Source organism: Bacillus sp. LR_5, assembly GCF_042709275.1.
On the sequence record NZ_JAVAXX010000129.1, the window covers coordinates 1 to 17416 of the forward strand.

General features: G+C 43.4%; 16 protein-coding genes. 12 read left to right on the top strand and 4 right to left on the bottom strand.

Translation table 11 applies throughout. From position 1 onward, the window contains the following. The first annotated feature begins 229 nt into the window (after positions 1-229). Positions 230-1969: a diguanylate cyclase domain-containing protein gene (locus RAC86_RS21935; RefSeq protein WP_377886023.1), complete on the top strand. Its 1740-nt coding sequence runs from the start codon at positions 230-232 to the stop codon at positions 1967-1969. 37 nt (positions 1970-2006) lie between these two features. Here the strand turns inward: RAC86_RS21935 and RAC86_RS21940 are convergent, their stop codons facing one another. After that, positions 2007-2498, bottom strand: a complete 492-nt coding sequence (locus tag RAC86_RS21940; protein ID WP_014477664.1) for a GAF domain-containing protein — start codon at positions 2496-2498, stop codon at positions 2007-2009. A 126-nt stretch (positions 2499-2624) separates the two neighbouring features. Between RAC86_RS21940 and refZ the strand changes: the two genes are divergently transcribed. Then, positions 2625-3248 carry a transcriptional regulator RefZ gene (gene refZ / locus RAC86_RS21945; RefSeq protein ID WP_014477663.1) on the top strand — a complete coding sequence of 208 codons (624 nt, stop codon included), beginning with the start codon at positions 2625-2627 and terminating at the stop codon, positions 3246-3248. On the opposite strand, the gene hisJ is transcribed toward refZ, so the two are convergent. Then, positions 3245-4051, bottom strand: a complete 807-nt coding sequence (gene hisJ / locus RAC86_RS21950; protein ID WP_003229318.1) for a histidinol-phosphatase HisJ — start codon at positions 4049-4051, stop codon at positions 3245-3247. The two genes, refZ and hisJ, sit on opposite strands and share 4 nt — an antisense overlap. 196 nt (positions 4052-4247) lie before the next feature. On the opposite strand from hisJ, the gene ezrA reads away from it, so the two are divergent. Next, a complete protein-coding gene (gene ezrA / locus RAC86_RS21955) occupies positions 4248-5936 on the top strand; it encodes a septation ring formation regulator EzrA (protein ID WP_014480561.1) in 1689 nt (562 codons plus the stop codon). 95 nt (positions 5937-6031) lie between these two features. On the opposite strand, the gene brnQ is transcribed toward ezrA, so the two are convergent. Next, positions 6032-7369 carry a branched-chain amino acid transport system II carrier protein gene (gene brnQ, locus RAC86_RS21960; RefSeq protein ID WP_063335797.1) on the bottom strand — a complete coding sequence of 446 codons (1338 nt, stop codon included), beginning with the start codon at positions 7367-7369 and terminating at the stop codon, positions 6032-6034. Positions 7370-7563: 194 nt separating this feature from the next. On the opposite strand from brnQ, the gene RAC86_RS21965 reads away from it, so the two are divergent. The 5 genes from RAC86_RS21965 to RAC86_RS21985 all read left to right on the top strand — a co-directional run bounded on the left by RAC86_RS21965 (position 7564) and on the right by RAC86_RS21985 (position 13598). Further along, complete coding sequence (locus tag RAC86_RS21965; protein WP_128993288.1) at positions 7564-8709, top strand: cysteine desulfurase family protein; 1146 nt, start codon at positions 7564-7566, stop codon at positions 8707-8709. A 3-nt stretch (positions 8710-8712) separates the two neighbouring features. Then, positions 8713-9918, top strand: a complete 1206-nt coding sequence (thiI, locus tag RAC86_RS21970) for a tRNA uracil 4-sulfurtransferase ThiI (RefSeq protein ID WP_088326737.1) — start codon at positions 8713-8715, stop codon at positions 9916-9918. Between the two features lie 93 nt (positions 9919-10011). After that, positions 10012-10221: an alpha type acid-soluble spore protein SspA gene (sspA, locus tag RAC86_RS21975; RefSeq protein WP_003223491.1), complete on the top strand. Its 210-nt coding sequence runs from the start codon at positions 10012-10014 to the stop codon at positions 10219-10221. Between the two features lie 178 nt (positions 10222-10399). Next, positions 10400-11989, top strand: coding sequence for an acyl-CoA synthetase MbcS (gene mbcS / locus RAC86_RS21980; protein ID WP_369878019.1), 1590 nt, complete (start codon positions 10400-10402; stop codon positions 11987-11989). A 19-nt stretch (positions 11990-12008) separates the two neighbouring features. Next, positions 12009-13598 carry an amidohydrolase gene (locus tag RAC86_RS21985; protein ID WP_377886024.1) on the top strand — a complete coding sequence of 530 codons (1590 nt, stop codon included), beginning with the start codon at positions 12009-12011 and terminating at the stop codon, positions 13596-13598. Between the two features lie 31 nt (positions 13599-13629). On the opposite strand, the gene RAC86_RS21990 is transcribed toward RAC86_RS21985, so the two are convergent. After that, positions 13630-14433, bottom strand: a complete 804-nt coding sequence (locus RAC86_RS21990) for an NAD kinase (protein WP_015714517.1) — start codon at positions 14431-14433, stop codon at positions 13630-13632. Between the two features lie 185 nt (positions 14434-14618). Here RAC86_RS21990 and sppA point away from each other — a divergent pair, with 185 nt between their 5' ends. The 4 genes from sppA (at position 14619) to ytfJ (ending at position 17357) form a co-directional block, all read left to right on the top strand. Then, a complete protein-coding gene (sppA, locus tag RAC86_RS21995; RefSeq protein ID WP_015714516.1) occupies positions 14619-15626 on the top strand; it encodes a signal peptide peptidase SppA in 1008 nt (335 codons plus the stop codon). Positions 15627-15638: 12 nt separating this feature from the next. Beyond that, on the top strand, positions 15639-16133 hold the full coding sequence (locus tag RAC86_RS22000; protein ID WP_106073672.1) for an RDD family protein: 495 nt from the start codon (positions 15639-15641) through the stop codon (positions 16131-16133). A gap of 74 nt (positions 16134-16207) precedes the next feature. Continuing rightward, positions 16208-16888: a DUF2953 domain-containing protein gene (locus RAC86_RS22005; RefSeq protein WP_106073671.1), complete on the top strand. Its 681-nt coding sequence runs from the start codon at positions 16208-16210 to the stop codon at positions 16886-16888. A 13-nt stretch (positions 16889-16901) separates the two neighbouring features. Beyond that, positions 16902-17357: a GerW family sporulation protein gene (ytfJ, locus tag RAC86_RS22010; protein WP_004398631.1), complete on the top strand. Its 456-nt coding sequence runs from the start codon at positions 16902-16904 to the stop codon at positions 17355-17357. Positions 17358-17416: the final 59 nt, after the last annotated feature.

Here is a 17416-nt window from a genome sequence, read left to right on the forward strand (position 1 = left end):
CACATTTTGTTTTCATGTATCCTCGCTCCAGCAGCAGAGAGTTACACGATACACCTTATTGATAAGGAACAAAATGAAAACATAGAAGCTGAACAAAAAGGCTGCAATATTTCACACAAAGGTCATTATATAATTTATTTGTTTTGAAGTCAACCATTCCTCCATTATTGCTTCACCGTTTATGATATAATAAACAAAAATTAGTGGTAAACTTTTAGGTGATAAAAACATGGTAGAACAAACTAAAGATCAATTATCCGCCTTTCATTATCATATGCTCGATTTTTTATTAACCAAATCTGAAAAAGTCACATTCACCGACTCTTTCATATGGCTGACTTCGGCTATTCAAACCTATTTTTCAACCCTTTGTGTTTCGCTTACACCGTCACCATCAGACTTTGTGACAAAACTGGCAGATGGTGAAGCGCGTTTTTCCTCTTCAAAAATAAACGCTTCATGTTATCTGATTGAGGACGGCTCCGGCAGGCGTTTCCATCTTGCGTGCAGGCAGGATGAAGAGATTCCTGAAGGGCTTCCGGACGTGGTTGCTTCATTTTTAAACCAGTCGATGAAACAGGAAAGACTCTATAACAAAACGATCTACCAAAAAAAGATATACAAAATGACGGAGCTGTTCCATTCACTGCTTGATCAGACAGATGTGCTGAAGCAGCTTTTAGAAAGCTTGACCAGCACATTTTCTCTTTTTGAGTTTTCTTTATTTATATCGCACGATCAAGACCAATGTTTAGGGATACCTGCAAAAGAGCTGTATATGGAAGGGGAAAAATCCGATTCCTTTGCGCTAAAAGTGTATTTGTCCGGAGACATTTTGCGGAAAAATGAATCTGTCGCCTATATTCCGATCAAAGGACAGCAGGGCACATACGGGGTGTTGAAGGCTGAGGGAACGGGTGACAGCTTCCTTACTGATGCCTGCCTTGATGAAATGTCGCTGTTAGCAAACGCGGCGGGAAAAGCGTTTGAAAATGCCCAGCTCTACGAACAATCCAAAGCAAGCATCGCAAATTTGGAATTGATCAATGAAACATCACGCCGCCTGAATCAGCGGCTGACACTGACTGATACAATGAATGATCTGGCTGTGAGAATGGCAGAATCGTTTCAGGCAGAAGAAGTGGGATTTTTTCATATAGACCATTTTGAAAACCTAACATTGCTTCCAGGCAGCACAGCATTTTTTAAAGAAGCGAAGCCGTCAGATTTTTATAATGAGCTGAAAGAAAAGCTGTATGAAGGTGAAAAAGGGGTTTTCATCGGGAATGGCCAGTCTGTTTTTGGGAAGGCGGGGTACGGCTCGCTGATGGCTGCTCCGATGATTCAAAACGACCGGCTTTTAGGCTTTGCGGTTTTATTGAAACAGGAGCTGTACGCTTTTACATTTGAAATGTACAAGCTGTTTCAGGCGCTGATTCATCACGCGACACTGGCTGTAACCAATTCAATGCTTCGCGACCGCCTTGAGCATCTCGTGAAAACAGATCAGCTGACTGAACTGTATTCACGAGCGTATTTAGATGAAAAAATTCAATACAGCATGAAAATCCACCAAAAGGGTGTTTTTATTCTTGTTGATATTGATAATTTTAAGAATGTAAATGATACGTACGGCCATCAGACTGGGGACGAGATTTTAATTCAAGTCGCTTCAGTGATTAAAAGCAACATCCGAAAGCATGATGTCGGTGCCCGCTGGGGAGGAGAGGAGCTGGCGATTTATTTGCCAAATGTGCCGGTTGCAGTGGGAAAACGGATTACCGAGCGACTGGTTTATGCGGTCAGAAAAAATACGAAACCCGAGGTAACCATTTCCTGCGGTATCTCCTGCTGGACGACAAAAACAAAAAAGTCGCTGAAAGAGCTTGTGCATGAGGCAGATGAAGCGCTCTACAGCGCGAAACGGAGCGGGAAAAACCGCTTGATGGTTCATGACTCAATAAAATAAAAAAAGCCCAAAACGATATCAGTTTTGGGCTTTTATATTACTGCGCTAACGCTTTTTCTAGCGTTTCGGCAAATTGAGTTAAGTATTTTTCATCAATTTCGTCGAAACGGTTTTTCACTGGGCTGTCGATGTCCAAGACGCCGACAATTTTTCCGTCTACACGAATCGGAAGCACAATTTCTGATTGAGACGCTGCATCGCAGGCGATATGTCCCGGAAACGCGTTTACATCCTCAACACGTTCCACTTTTCCGTTTGCGTACGCTGTGCCGCAAACCCCTCTGCCGAAAGGAATCCGAACACATGCCGGGAGGCCTTGGAACGGACCTAACACAAGCTGTCCATCCTCTTCTTTGGCAAAATAGAAACCCGCCCAGTTGACTTCAGGCAGCGAATGATACAGCAGTGCTGAGGCATTTGCATAGTTAGCTATTTGGTCTGTTTCGTCTTCGGTCATGGCTTCGAGCTGTTTTAGCAGAAGCTGATAGTCTTTTTCTTTATCTCCAGATTGTTTTTCGACATGGAACATGGAAAACCCTCACTTTTTCTATAATATAAAACAAAGTTCCGGCTTTTCTGCCGGCATTTGTCGATAAGTTCTTACAGGAACAGCGGCTTTCTGCTTGAATAGTATCAAGAGGAAGGAGTGAGCCGTATGAAAGTAAGCACCAAAGACAAAATTATTGAATCTGCTGTCATGCTTTTTAACCAAAAAGGATTTTCTGGCACGTCTGTCCGTGAAATCGCAAAGTCAGCTGATGTAAATGTTGCGCACATCTCCTACTATTTTAAAGGCAAAGGAGGCTTGATGGAACACTTAGTTTCAGAGTTTTACGAAGGCTACAGCAAAACGCTTGAAACAGCGGCAAGCAATATCTCTTCTCAAAGCACGCAGGAACAGCTTCTTCAATTGGTTTTCGATATTTTATCCTATCAGCATAATCATCGTCAATTAACTCGTTTTGTCTACCGGGAAGTCACAATTGACTCCACATTAATCAGGGAAATTATGTCGACATATCTAATGAAGGAAAAGTATATCTTCCAGCTGATCATTGAGGAAGGAGAAAAACAGCGTGAATATTTAACGCTGCCGCTGCCTCATTTTATTCTCCAATTAAAATCTCTCTTGATGATGCCCTATCTCCAGCCTCAATATATTTCAGAAGTACTCTACATGCAGCCGCACGAGCCGTATTTTTATAAAATGTATTTTGAAGAAATTAAGATTTGGATCAGAAGCGTCTTCCGGACAGGGGACGTGGCGCTCACCAACTAGCACCGTTCCAAAAACGCCTCATACGCATATCCGACATCTCCCGCTTGATGGGCATCTGACCCAAACACAAGCGGGATCTTCTTTTGCTTCGCTTCATTCAGCATCCAATCCTCGATATAAATACCGCCAGCGTAAGTTTTTCTTAAGCCGGAAGTATTAAAGTCGAGCTCCATTCCGTTTTCTTCAATGGCATTCAGGCACAGGGAAACGAGGCCGCGAATATGTTCTGACATGCTGTATGGAAACAGCTTGATGAATTTTTGGACGAGTGTGATGTGACCAACTCTTTTTGGCTTATAAACGCCGAGAGATGCTACAATGGAAGAATAGATACTCCGGTAATATTGTTCATATACCGCTTCAATGCTTCCGCAGGCTGAAATCAGCTCTTTGAAGGTATGCTCGTCATAATCAAGGCATAGATAGGAAGAGTCTGTGCGCAAAAAATGAACGGATAAGATGCTGTCATCTAAATATGGCCCGTATGTGTCCAGAAATAATGTAATTTCGTCTTCAAATTCAGCGATATAATCGACTTCAAGACCTGTCCGTATGCTAAGCTGTCCGCGATATTCTTTTTTTAATCCGGAAATTTCATGAATATAGCGTTCCAAAGAAGCTTGCGCCATCGCGCTGTCTTTCAGCGGCGTGGGATCGGTAAAAGAGGGCGGCAATGGGGCGTGTTCGGTAAAAGTAATCGATTCGAACCCTTTTTTTAAGGCTTCTTCTGCATATTGTCTGAGTGTGTCATTGGAGCCGTGAGGGCAAAATGGTGTGTGAATATGTCCGTCTCGCTTTTGCATTGATGTCACCCCATGAAAAAATAGTCAAATCCTGCCGATTTTGCACAAAAAGTTTTTGATTTCTGGTCAAAAAATGTTTGTTACATGGTATCATAATAACAATGAAAACGACAGTTTTTCTCAATACATATCCTGAAATCTTTCTGAATAAATAAAACACCCTGACAGATTAAGGTAAACAGCAAGGGGGCTCATTATGGAGTTTGTCATTGGATTATTAATTGTACTGCTTGCGCTGTTTGCGGCAGGCTACTTTTTCAGGAAAAAAATCTACGCCGAAATCGACCGGCTGGAATCGTGGAAGATTGAAATTCTGAATCGGTCGATCGTGGAAGAAATGTCTAAAATAAAACATTTAAAAATGACGGGTCAGACAGAAGAGTTCTTTGAGAAGTGGCGTGAAGAATGGGACGAGATTGTCACAGCCCACATGCCGAAAGTTGAAGAGCTCCTTTATGATGCCGAGGAAAATGCAGACAAATACCGGTTTAAAAAGGCCAATCAAGTGCTCGTTCATATCGACGACCTGCTGACAGCGGCTGAATCAAGCATTGAAAAGATTCTTCGGGAAATCAGCGATCTTGTCACAAGTGAGGAAAAGAGCCGTGAAGAGATTGAACAGGTGAGGGAGCGCTATTCGAAATCTCGAAAAAACCTGCTGGCTTACAGCCACCTTTACGGGGAGCTTTATGACAGCCTTGAAAAGGATCTGGACGAAATTTGGAGCGGCATCAAACAATTTGAAGAAGAAACAGAAGGCGGAAACTATATTACTGCACGAAAAGTACTGCTTGAGCAGGACCGCAATCTTGAACGGCTTCAGTCATACATAGATGATGTGCCGAAGCTGTTAGCTGACTGTAAACAGACGGTGCCCGGACAGATTGCAAAGCTCAAGGATGGCTATGGCGAAATGAAAGAAAAAGGGTACAAGCTTGAGCATATCCAGCTTGATAAGGAATTAGAAAATCTGTCAAACCAGCTGAAACGAGCGGAACATGTCCTGATGACTGAGCTGGATATTGATGAAGCGTCCGCAATCCTGCAGCTCATTGACGAAAATATTCAATCTGTTTATCAGCAGCTGGAGGGCGAAGTTGAAGCCGGTCAATCCGTACTAAGCAAAATGCCTGAATTGATTATTGCTTACGACAAGCTTAAAGAAGAGAAAGAGCATACAAAAGCGGAAACTGAGCTGGTGAAGGAAAGCTACAGGCTGACAGCCGGTGAGCTCGGCAAACAGCAGGCTTTTGAAAAGCGCCTTGATGAAATTGGAAAGCTGCTATCATCCGTTAAAGATAAGCTTGATGCAGAGCATGTCGCCTACTCACTTTTAGTGGAAGAAGTTGCTTCAATAGAGAAGCAAATTGAAGAAGTGAAAAAAGAGCATGCCGAGTATCGTGAAAATCTGCAAGCGCTGAGAAAAGAAGAGCTTCAGGCGAGGGAGACGCTCAGCAATTTGAAAAAAACAATTTCTGAGACAGCTAGACTGCTGAAGACTAGCAACATTCCAGGGATTCCGAGCCATATTCAAGAGATGCTGGAGAACGCGCATCATCATATTCAAGAAACAGTCAATCAACTAAACGAACTTCCATTAAATATGGAAGAAGCCGGAGCCCATTTGAAGCAAGCAGAAGAAATCGTCAACAGGGCAAGCCGGGAATCAGAGGAACTTGTCGAGCAGGTCATCCTCATTGAAAAAATCATTCAGTTCGGAAACCGGTTCAGAAGCCAAAATCATATTTTATCTGAACAGCTGAAAGAAGCGGAAAGACGTTTTTATGCTTTTGATTATGACGACTCTTATGAAATTGCCGCTGCCGCTGTAGAAAAGGCTGCGCCAGGTGCAGTTGAAAAAATCAAAGCTGACATATCCGCTTAGATAATCACGACCATGAAAAAGAGCCCGCAGTGTAATGAGCAGGCTCTTTTTTTTATTACAAAACGCCTGCGCAATAACGCAGGCGTTCTGTGACATTAACTTATTTCATTAAGCTGTTTGGATGGTCCGATGAATAAGGTCAGCACATAGCCGATAACCGCTCCGACGATTCCTGGAAGCACCCAGCCGATGCCGAGGCTGTAAAGAGGAAGATTCGCATTTAGAAACGCATCTAAAGATCCAAGTGAAAAACCGGCTGCTTTGATACCGTCTAAAATACTGAAAAGTCCTGTACCGATCAAGCATGCGATGTACACTTCGCGTCTTTCTTTAAAGATCTTATCGATGAAGGAAAGAACGATAATGACAATGGCAAGCGGATAGATAGCTGATAAAATAGGAACAGAAAACGCGATAATTTGCGCGAGTCCGAAATTCGCAATGATCAAGCTGAATAACGTGACAATCGTAACGACAATTTTATATGATAATGCCGGAATAAGTTTTGAAAAATATTGGCCGCAAGATGTGACAAGCCCGATGCTTGTTGTTAAACATGCGACTGTAATCGCTGCTCCGAGTACGATGTTGCCTAATGAACCGAATAAATAATGGGAAGACGCAGATAAAATTTTAGCTCCTTCACCAACAGGACCAATGGCATTTGTGCTTGTTGCACCTAAATAAGCAAGGGATACATAAATGAAAGTCAGGCCTAAAGCGGCAATCACACCTGCTTTAATGCAGGCTGCAGCAAGAGCTTTAGACTGTGTAACGCCTTTGCTTTTTACAGCATTTACAACGACAACGCCAAATACAATTGAAGCAAGTGCGTCCATTGTTTTATAGCCTTCTAAAAATCCTTTAAAAACCGGTGTTCCTTTATATGCTTCTGTCACGGCGCCCAATCCGCCCATCGGCGTGAAGATGGCTTTGAGAACAATGATTAAAATAATTGTGAATTTGATGGGAGTCAGAATTTTTCCGACTCGATCGACAACCTTGGATGGGTTTAACGCTAAATAGTACGTAACGCCGAAAAAGATAAGTGTAAATATTAATAAAGAAAGTCTTTCTGGTATGCCAGTCAAAAACGGAACAGCGCCAATTTCATATGAAACAGTTCCTGTTCTCGGGATGGCGAATAATGGTCCGATTGATAAATAAAGCACGACAGTAAAGATTGTGCCGAAAACTGGGTGCGCTTTGTCAGCAAGGCCTTTTGCGTCCTTACCGGTTAATGCGATGGCGATAATGCCGAGAAGCGGCAGGCCTACCCCTGTCAGTAAAAATCCGCCGATGGCCTTCCAGACGTTGTGTCCGGCTGCTTGTCCAAGTTCCGGCGGATAAATCATATTTCCTGCTCCAAAGAATAACGCAAATAGCATGAAACCAATAATAATGGTATCTTTGACAGGCAGTGAGTGTTTCATGAAAAAAATCCTCCTAATAATTATGTTAAAATATTCTGTCAATTAATTGTCAGATAATATGACGAAACGAACAAATCTTATTATATGGTAAAAAAATTAGAAGTCAATACTAGTTTTTCGTAATTTTCTATTAAATTTTGTTATGGTAACATAAATATCATACCTTGTACCGCTTTCATAAAGGAGTAAAAAAGATAATATATTTAGATAATAGTTCAACGACGAAGCCTTACGATGAAGTCTTGAATGTATATGAACAGACAAGCAGCCGATACTTTGGCAATCCTTCATCTTTGCACCGATATGGAGCCGAAACGGAACAGCTGCTTCAAGCAGCCAAAAATCAAATCAAAAGGTCCTTAGGCCTAAAAAAATATGATATTGTATTTACGTCAGGCGCTACAGAAGCCAATAATGCGGCTTTAAAAGGAGCGGCTTTGTCAAAGATAAAAACAGGCAAACATATCATTGCCACTTCTATTGAACATCCATCCGTTACGGAATCGTTAGAACAGCTGAAAGAGTTGTTCGGGTTTGATATCACTTATCTTTCTGTGAATGAAGACGGATTTGTTTCTATTGAAGATCTAAAAGCAGCCATCCGTTCCGATACCGTGCTTGTCAGCATGATGCATGTGAACAATGAAGTCGGTTCCGTGCAGCCGATTGAAGAGGCAGGAGAAGTGCTGAAGAAGCACCCGAACATTTTGTTCCACGTCGACTATGTGCAGGGCATCTATAAAGTGCCCTTGGCCATTGAAAAGGCCGGCATTGATCTATGTTCAATTTCGGGGCATAAATTTCACGGTCTGAAGGGGACAGGCGCACTTATTGTAAAAGAGGGAACACGCCTTATTCCGCTCATAACGGGAGGCTCTCAGCAAAAAGGCATACGGGCCGGAACAGAACATACTGCTGGTGCGGTTTCGCTTGCCAAGGCCATTAATCTTGCCTCTGCTGATTTTGACACACGGCTTGACACGATGACTGCCGCAAAGGAATTGTTTATGAAAAGGCTGAGTGAAATTGAGGGCGTCGTTATCAACACGCCTCAAATGAATAGCGCGCCGCACATTATTAATTTCTCTGTACCGGGGATTAAAGCGGAAGTGCTTTTACACATGCTTGAGGAACAGGATATTTTTGTCTCCACAACATCGGCTTGCTCGGCAAAAGAACATAAGCCCAGCAAGGTTCTCTTAGAGATGGGCAAAGGAGAGCAGATTGCCGGGAGCAGCATCAGAATCAGTTTAAATTACAGCCAGACAAGCGATGTGGCAGAACCGTTTATGAACGCGCTTCGTCCTGGCATCAAAAAATTAAGGAAAATGATGAGGTAGAACATGAATTACGATCATATATTAATTCGTTTTGGGGAAATTTCGACCAAAGGCAAAAACAGAAAAAGCTTTATTGAGCGCTTAAAACAAAACATTAGACTCGTTTTGAAAGACTATCCGAATTTAAAATACTTTTCCAACAGGGATCGTATGACGATTACATTAAATGGAGAGGATCCTGAGGCTCTTTTTCCTCATTTAAAGCAAGTGTTTGGGATTCAAAGCTTCAGCCTGGCAATTAAGTGTGACAGCCGCCTTGATGATATTAAGGCAACCGCACTAAAGGCTATCAAAGATCAGTATAAACCAGGTGATACGTTTAAAGTCGCGACAAAGAGAGCGTATAAGCAATTTGAATTAGATACAAACCAAATGAACGCTGAAATCGGCGGCCATATTTTGCGAAATACAGAAGGATTGACGGTCGATGTTCGCAACCCAGACATCCCGCTCAGAATCGAAATCAGGGAAGAAGCAACATTTTTGACAATTCGTGATGAAAAAGGTGCAGGCGGGTTGCCAGTTGGTTCAGCAGGAAAAGCGATGCTGATGCTTTCTGGCGGTTTTGACAGCCCTGTTGCCGGTTTTTATGCGATGAAACGGGGATTGTCGGTAGAAGCTGTTCATTTCTTCAGCCCGCCATACACAAGCGAGCGCGCAAAGCAAAAGGTAATGGATCTGGCGAAATGTCTGTCCCGTTTTGGGGGAAGCATGACACTTCATATTGTTCCATTTACAAAAACGCAAGAGCTCATTCAAAAACAAATTCCTGAAAATTACACAATGACGGCAACCCGCCGCCTCATGCTTCAGATCGCCGACAGAATCAGAGAAAAGAGAAACGGGCTTGCCGTTATTACGGGAGAAAGCCTCGGTCAGGTAGCGAGCCAAACGCTTGAAAGCATGTATGCAATTAATGCGGTGACGTCAACACCGATTTTGCGTCCGCTAATCGCCATGGACAAAACAGAAATCATCGAAAAATCACGGGAAATTGGCACATATGAGACAAGCATTCAGCCGTTTGAAGACTGTTGCACGATCTTTACACCGCCAAGCCCGAAAACACGCCCTAAAAAAGAGAAAATTGAACACTTTGAAAGCTTTGTTGATTTCGAGCCGTATATTCAAGAAGCGGTAGATAACATTGAGTCAATGACCCTGTATAGCGAACAAGAAGCTAACGATAAATTCGCTGAACTCTTTTAAATCAATTTTCAGCTCCTGTATACAATTACCAAAGTTTTTCTGAATGAAGCCATGTGTTTTGACACATTCTATAGTCACAAGGAGGTGAGACACATGGCTAACAATAACTCAGGTAACAGCAACAACCTTTTAGTACCAGGAGCTGCTCAAGCGATCGACCAAATGAAATTAGAAATCGCTTCTGAATTCGGTGTAAACCTTGGAGCAGACACAACTTCTCGCGCTAACGGTTCTGTTGGAGGAGAGATCACAAAACGTCTTGTATCTTTTGCTCAACAAAACATGGGCGGAGGACAATTCTAATTTACAATTTCACATAATGGCTTAGGAGTGGGGGTATCCCCACTCTTTTTCATTTTTTACATATAAAAAAGGACCAGCGGCCTATAAAATCTATGTTTACAGAGGTTGCTTTTAGGCATATCCTTACGGAAAGAGCCTGTATTTATGTATAATGGGTGGAGAAAGTGAGGAGTTGTTCGTGTTAAAACGTGAAGATTTAATTGCCCCTGTGCAATATAATTTAGTGAATGAAATGGAAAAGTTCAGTGCTGCTGGACAAAAAACCGCTCTTCTGTGGGAGGACGAGTCGGGCAAGCAAGAATCTTGGTCGTATGAAAAGCTGATGGAAGAAACAAATAAAATCGGAGCTGCCTTAGCTGATCTTGGATTTAAAAAGGGAGACAAGCTGATTGTAATGGTACCGCGGGTGCTTGAAGCCTATGCTGTTTATTTGGCTATCCTGAAATCAGGAATGGTTGTCATTCCGTGCTCCGAAATGCTTCGCGCGAAAGATCTTGAATACCGGATTGAACATGCAGAGGTAAAAGGCGCTATCGTCTACTCAGAATTTATTGGCGCTTTCCGGGATGTCAGTACGGCTGACAAACTGATTACACTGTCTATTGGTGAAAATGATGCCGGCTGGAAAAACCTCTTATCAATTGAAGCGGACGGAAGCCAATTTAAAACAGCTGACACAACAAGAGATGATATGGCTTTCTTATCTTATACATCCGGGACAACAGGTCAGCCGAAAGGTGTTGTACATACACATGGATGGGCATTTGCTCATTTAAAAACTTCTGCCGGCGCTTGGCTTGATATTTCTGAAAAGGATATCGTCTGGGCAACTGCTGCCCCTGGCTGGCAAAAGTGGGTATGGAGTCCGTTTTTAGCGGTGCTTGGCAGCGGAGCAACCGGTTTTGTGTACCACGGCAGATTCAAAGCAGAAAAATATCTAGAGCTTTTAAATCGCTACAAAATCAATGTTTTCTGCTGCACTCCGACAGAATACCGCTTAATGGCGAAGGTTGAAGGCTTGGAACGCTTTGATCTTTCTGCCCTGCACAGCGCTGTTTCCGCAGGTGAGCCGCTCAACCGTGAAGTCATTGATGTTTTCCAAAAGCACTTTGGCATTAAGGTACGGGACGGATATGGCCAAACAGAAAGCACGCTTTTGGTTGGTGTTTTGAAAGATACGCCTATTAAACCGGGAAGCATGGGAAAACCGACACCGGGAAATCAGGTGGAGATCATAAATGAAGACGGTGAAATCTGCAAACCTGGTGAGGTTGGCGATATCGCTGTTCACCTCAGTACGCCTGCGCTCTTTAAAGAGTATTTTAAAGATCCGGAAAGAATGAAAACACAAATTCGCGGCGATTATTTCCTAACGGGAGACAGAGCAAGAAAAGATGAGGAAGGTTACTTCTGGTTTGAAAGCCGAAATGACGATATTATTATCAGCTCCGGCTATACGATCGGGCCTTTCGAGGTGGAAGACGCGCTTGTTAAGCACCCAGAAGTAAAAGAATGTGCTGTTGTCGCAAGCCCTGATGAAATCAGAGGCTCCATCGTAAAGGCATATGTTGTCCTGCAAAATCATGAAAAACGCAGTGATGAGCTTGTCAAAATGCTGCAAAACCATGTGAAGACGATTACCGCTCCATACAAATATCCTAGAGAAATTGAATTTGTGGAAAGCCTGCCGAAAACGGCTTCTGCAAAAATCAGACGAGTGGAATTAAGAAAACGTGAAGAACAGCTCAAAGCCAATAAAAAGGCGTAAAGAAAGAGAGTGAACGTGAATGAAGGCGATATGGCACGGCGGTTTCATTTATACGATGCTCGAAGAAGGCGATCGGACTGAGGCAGTTTATGTTGAGGATGGTGTTATAAAAGGCACCGGCAGCTATGAACGTTTGAAGGAAAAGTACGGGTCACCGGAAACAGAAGAAATCAGCCTGAACGGTGCAGTGATGTTCCCCGGTTTTGTTGACAGCCACCTACATTTGATCGGCCACGGTGAGAAACAGCTTCAGCTCGATCTGTCCGCACTGACGTCGAAAGATTCAATTTTACAGGCTGCGAAGGAAAGAGAGCGGCAGCTTCCTAAAAACGATTGGCTCATTGGAGAGGGCTGGAATGAAAATCAGTTTGAGACACCTGACTACTTGACTAAGCATGATCTTGATCGCCTGTTTCCTGACAGGCCCGTCTTGCTCAAGCGTATATGCCGGCATGCAATAGCTGTCAATTCTGCGGCTCTTCAAGCAGCTGGAATTTCAAGAAATACTCCTGATCCTGACGGCGGAGTCATCGTAAAAGATGCAAATGGCGAGCCGACCGGACTCCTGTTTGATAAGGCGCAGGATTTGATTCTGAAGGCTGTCCCGCCAGTCTCTCAGCACTATGTTGATGAGGCATTAACGGCTGCAATAAAGGATTGCTGGACAAAAGGCCTGACGGGCGGTCATTCGGAAGACTTGTCCTATTATGGTGATGTTTCGGTGCCGATGAAAGCTTATGAGAAAGCTGTCGCTGGCGGAAAGTATCCGTTCCGCTGCCATTTGCTCGTTCATCATGAAGCTGTCGATCGATGGGAGCAGCTGGATAAGCCGTCCGACCCTTATGTGGAGTTTGGTGCGATGAAAATCTTTGCGGACGGGGCGCTTGGCGGGAGAACGGCTTTGTTGAAAGAACCATATCAGGATGATCCATCAACAAATGGTGTTCAGGTTCACGATGACGAAACCCTTGGCCGGCTCATTCGCAAAGCGAGAGAAAAAGGGATGGAGGTTGCTGTTCATGCAATCGGAGATCTTGCTTTTGAAAAAGTGCTGAACGCAATAGAAAAGCATCCGCCCAAAAACGGCCGGCATGATCGGCTTATTCATGCTCAAGTGCTTGATAACGAATTAATCGAGAGAGCAGCACGCATGCCGATCGCACTTGATCTTCAGCCGCATTTCGTTGCAAGCGACTTTCCGTGGGTCATTGACCGTCTCGGAAAAGACCGGATGAAGACTGCATTTGCCTGGAAAACCCTCATATCTAAAGACATTTTATGCGCGGGCGGTTCAGACGCCCCGATTGAGCCTGTTGACCCGCTTCTAGGGATCCAGTCCGCGGTCCTCAGGAAAAGCAGTCATGAGCAAAACGGGCCAAGCTATAATGAAAGTGAATGTTTACCTGTATATGAAGCGATAAAGCTTTATACAGAAGGTAGCGCCGGTATCATTTATAAAGAGAAGTCACGCGGAAAAATTGCGGAAGGCTATGACGCGGATTTTACAGTTCTCAGTGGTGATCCGTTTGCCATTGACCCCGCACAGCTTCATCTTTTAGATATTAAAAAAACCGTGATTAACGGCCAGATTGTATATGAGAAATCATAAAAGGACAGGCATTAGCCTGTCCTTTTATTTTCTATAAAAAAGTACGCTTCACTTTTTCCCAAAATGAATTGTCCTTTAGTTTGACTGTTTTGATTTTCTTATTAGACAGTTTGATTTCGATCGTTTTCACATTTCTCGTGCTGAGTGCTTCATTGTCCAAGCCGATAATCGGGTGCTCATTTCCGTCCTGCACCACACGAAGGGTCAGCTTTCGGTCAGAGCTGAGGACAAATGGCGAGCCGAGTGTCCGGTAGGTGTTATTGTTAAGGGATGCAAGCTCAGATACCTGCATGCATGGAAGCAATGGATCAACAACCGCTCCTGCAACAGACTTGTTATAGGCGGTGCTCCCTGTAGGCGTTGAGATAATCATTCCGTCACCTCTAAACGTTTCAAAGTGCAGATCGTCAATCAGCACGTCCATCACAAAGGTTTTGATGATGCTTGAGCGGATGGATACCTCGTTTAAGCAGTGAAAAGGACTGGCTTGATCCACTGTCACTTCAATCAGCGGGTATTTTCTCACTTCAATTTGTTCAAACGTCATTGCATCGACCATTTTTTCTCGCTCATCACTATGAAAGTCGCAATATAAATGAGCTTTCCCCTTTTTGGTAATGCCGACGTACAAGCAGTCATCACGAAAATTCGTCTTTCTGACTGCCTGCAAAAATGTGCCGTCCCCGCCAATGCTAGCGATAATATTGGCGTCTGATTGCTGGTTCACAACGGTAAATCCATGCTCTTCCGCCAATTGTGTTAACGAGCGGGCTTGTTCGTTCGTTTCCTGATCCTGTTTGTGAAAAAAATAAACATTACGGCGTTGATCGGTCATATCCCATTTCCCCTTTGCTGTCATATTTAAGTTTTTCTGCCATCCAGTATTTGTGATAAAATACCTTTGGCCATAAGTGTACCACGTTTGCCGGCAGCCCGTTAAGCCGGAGCTTTCTCATGAAGTGAAACATTTTTCATATTGAATCGTATAATGAGAGAGTTTAGGAAAAAGGAGGAGAAAAAATGAATGCAAAAAGATGGATTGCATTAGTGATTGCTCTGGGGATTTTCGGCGTGTCTATTATCGTCAGCATCTCTATGAGTTTCTTTGAAAGCGTCAAAGGCGCTCAAACGGATCTCACATCACTGACGGATGAATCGCAGGAAAAGACGCTGGAAAACGGCAGTCTCTCAAGTAAAATTGCCGTATTAGAGGTCAGCGGCACCATTCAGGATAATGGGGACTCAAGCAGTCTGCTTGGTGCAGACGGATATAACCACAGAACGTTCTTAAAAAACCTTGAGCGCGCAAAAGATGACAAGACGGTCAAAGGTATCGTTCTGAAGGTGAATTCTCCGGGTGGCGGAGTGTATGAAAGTGCTGAAATACATAAGAAACTGGAAGAAATCAAGAAAGAAACGAAAAAACCGATTTACGTGTCAATGGGTTCGATGGCAGCATCAGGAGGCTATTACATCTCAACAGCGGCTGATAAGATTTTTGCGACACCGGAAACCCTGACCGGGTCACTCGGCGTCATTATGGAAAGCGTCAATTATTCAAAGCTTGCCGATAAGCTTGGCATTTCTTTTGAAACGATTAAGAGCGGGGCCCATAAGGACATTATGTCTCCGTCCCGTGAGATGACGAAAGAAGAAAAAAACATCATGCAATCGATGGTTGATAATTCGTATGAAGGCTTTGTTGATGTCATTTCAAAAGGGCGCGGCATGTCGAAAGCAGAGGTAAAGAAAATTGCGGACGGCCGCGTGTATGACGGACGGCAGGCGAAAAAACTGAACCTCGTTGATGAGCTTGGTTTTTATGACGATACCATTACGGCGATGAAAAAGGATCACAAGGATTTGAAAAACGCCTCTGTCATTTCTTATGAGGAAAGCTTCGGATTAGGTTCACTGTTTTCCATGGGCGCGAACAAAATGTTTAAAAGTGAAATTGATTTTTTGAATATGAGAGAAATTCTATCGCAATCCGGTTCGCCGAGAATGATGTATCTCTATGCGAAGTAGGAGGGAACAATAATGGACGCGACATATGAAGAGTTAGAGCGCAATGACATCAAAGGCCCGCAAGAAGCGGAGCAGCTGACACATGCCTATGCTGGCTTTTGGGTTCGTTTCTGGGCTTTCTTGCTTGATTGGCTCGTGATATGGGGATTAAACCATTTGCTCGTTTCTCCCCTCTTTACTGTATTGGATCTGCCGAAAACATCCGGCATGTTTACCTTCTCGGCTTACAGTGTAACAACGCTTATTGTGTATCTTGCCTACTTCGCACTCATGACTAAATACTTCAGGCAGACGCTTGGTAAAATGGTGTTCGGCCTCAAAGTGGTTTCTGTGAATCAAGATAGCAAGCTGACATGGAGTACAGTGATTTTTCGTGAAGTGGTTGGACGGTATATTGATAAGATTTGGATTTTATATATCGTTGTTGCTTTTTCACCTACAAAACAAGGGATTCATGATTACATCGCGGATACTACCGTGGTGCATGAAAAATTATACCGCAAATAACCGATAACCCGGACCTCCGTCCGGGTTTATTTTTTTAGGAATTGGCGATAATGCTCCTAGAGGAAGTGAAGAATATGGTGTATGTACTGACAGCCATTCTTATTCTCATAGGGATCGTACTGCTTCTCAGAATGAAAATCCATGTTGCGCTGGAGTATCTTCATGCCGGTGATAATGACAAATTGACCTTGAAGATTACGGCGCTGTTTGGCCTTATAAGGATCAAAAAAACAATCCCGGCGATTAAGGTGAACAAAGAAGACGGAACAGTGGATATCAAACAAAAAACTGAATCCAAAATGAAAAAAAGCAGCGGAAAGAAAAAAATTACACAAAACGATGTGCAGCAAAGCATTAATAAAATCGAAATGCTTTTGCATCAGGTCACCAGACTGCGAAAAATCAGCGCGTCTTTTCTCGCGCATTTACATATCACAAAACTAGAATGGGTTACAGTAATCGGAATTCAGGACGCGGCAGTGACAGGTGTGTTAACAGGTGCTGTATGGGGTGTGAAGGGCGGTATCGCAGCAATGCTCTACGACCACCTGGACTTTGTGAATAAACCTGTCTATGAGGTGATCCCGTCGTTTCAAGTCCCTGTTTCCAAGACCCATTTTCAGTGTATATTCTTTTTTCGCTTTGGACATGCTATGCTTGCAGCTTTCAAATTCGTCAAATACGGACGGGAGCTATCCGTATTAAAGAAGAATCCGTCGGCTAGAATGACTTCAAAGAATGATTCATCAGTTTAAGGAGGAAGCGTATATGGCAGACCATCCCATCCAAGGTTTAATGAAAACCGCAATGGAAAACTTGAAGGAAATGATTGATGTTAACACCATCATCGGAGATCCAGTGGAAACGCCTGATGGAAGTGTGATTTTAACTGTTTCTAAAGTTGGATTCGGATTCGCCGCAGGCGGAAGCGAGTTTGGCGGAAAGCCGGCCGAAAAGAAATCGGAAGACGATGAGACAAGAGAACAGAAACTTCCTTTCGGAGGCGGAAGCGGGGGCGGTGTGTCCATTACGCCGATCGCGTTTTTAATTGTCGGATCGACAGGCATCAGAATGCTTCATTTAGATGAAAATACCCATTTAATAGAGAAAATTTTAGACGCAGCCCCTCAAACACTCGAGCGCATCCAGCAAATGTTCAAGAAAAATAACAAAAACCAAAGCCAAGGCCAAAATCAAAACCAAATGAACAATATGAATTATTAAAAAAAGGTTAACTGCGCTGGCCGCAGTTAACTTTTTTTTGGCATAAACTTTGCAGTTTG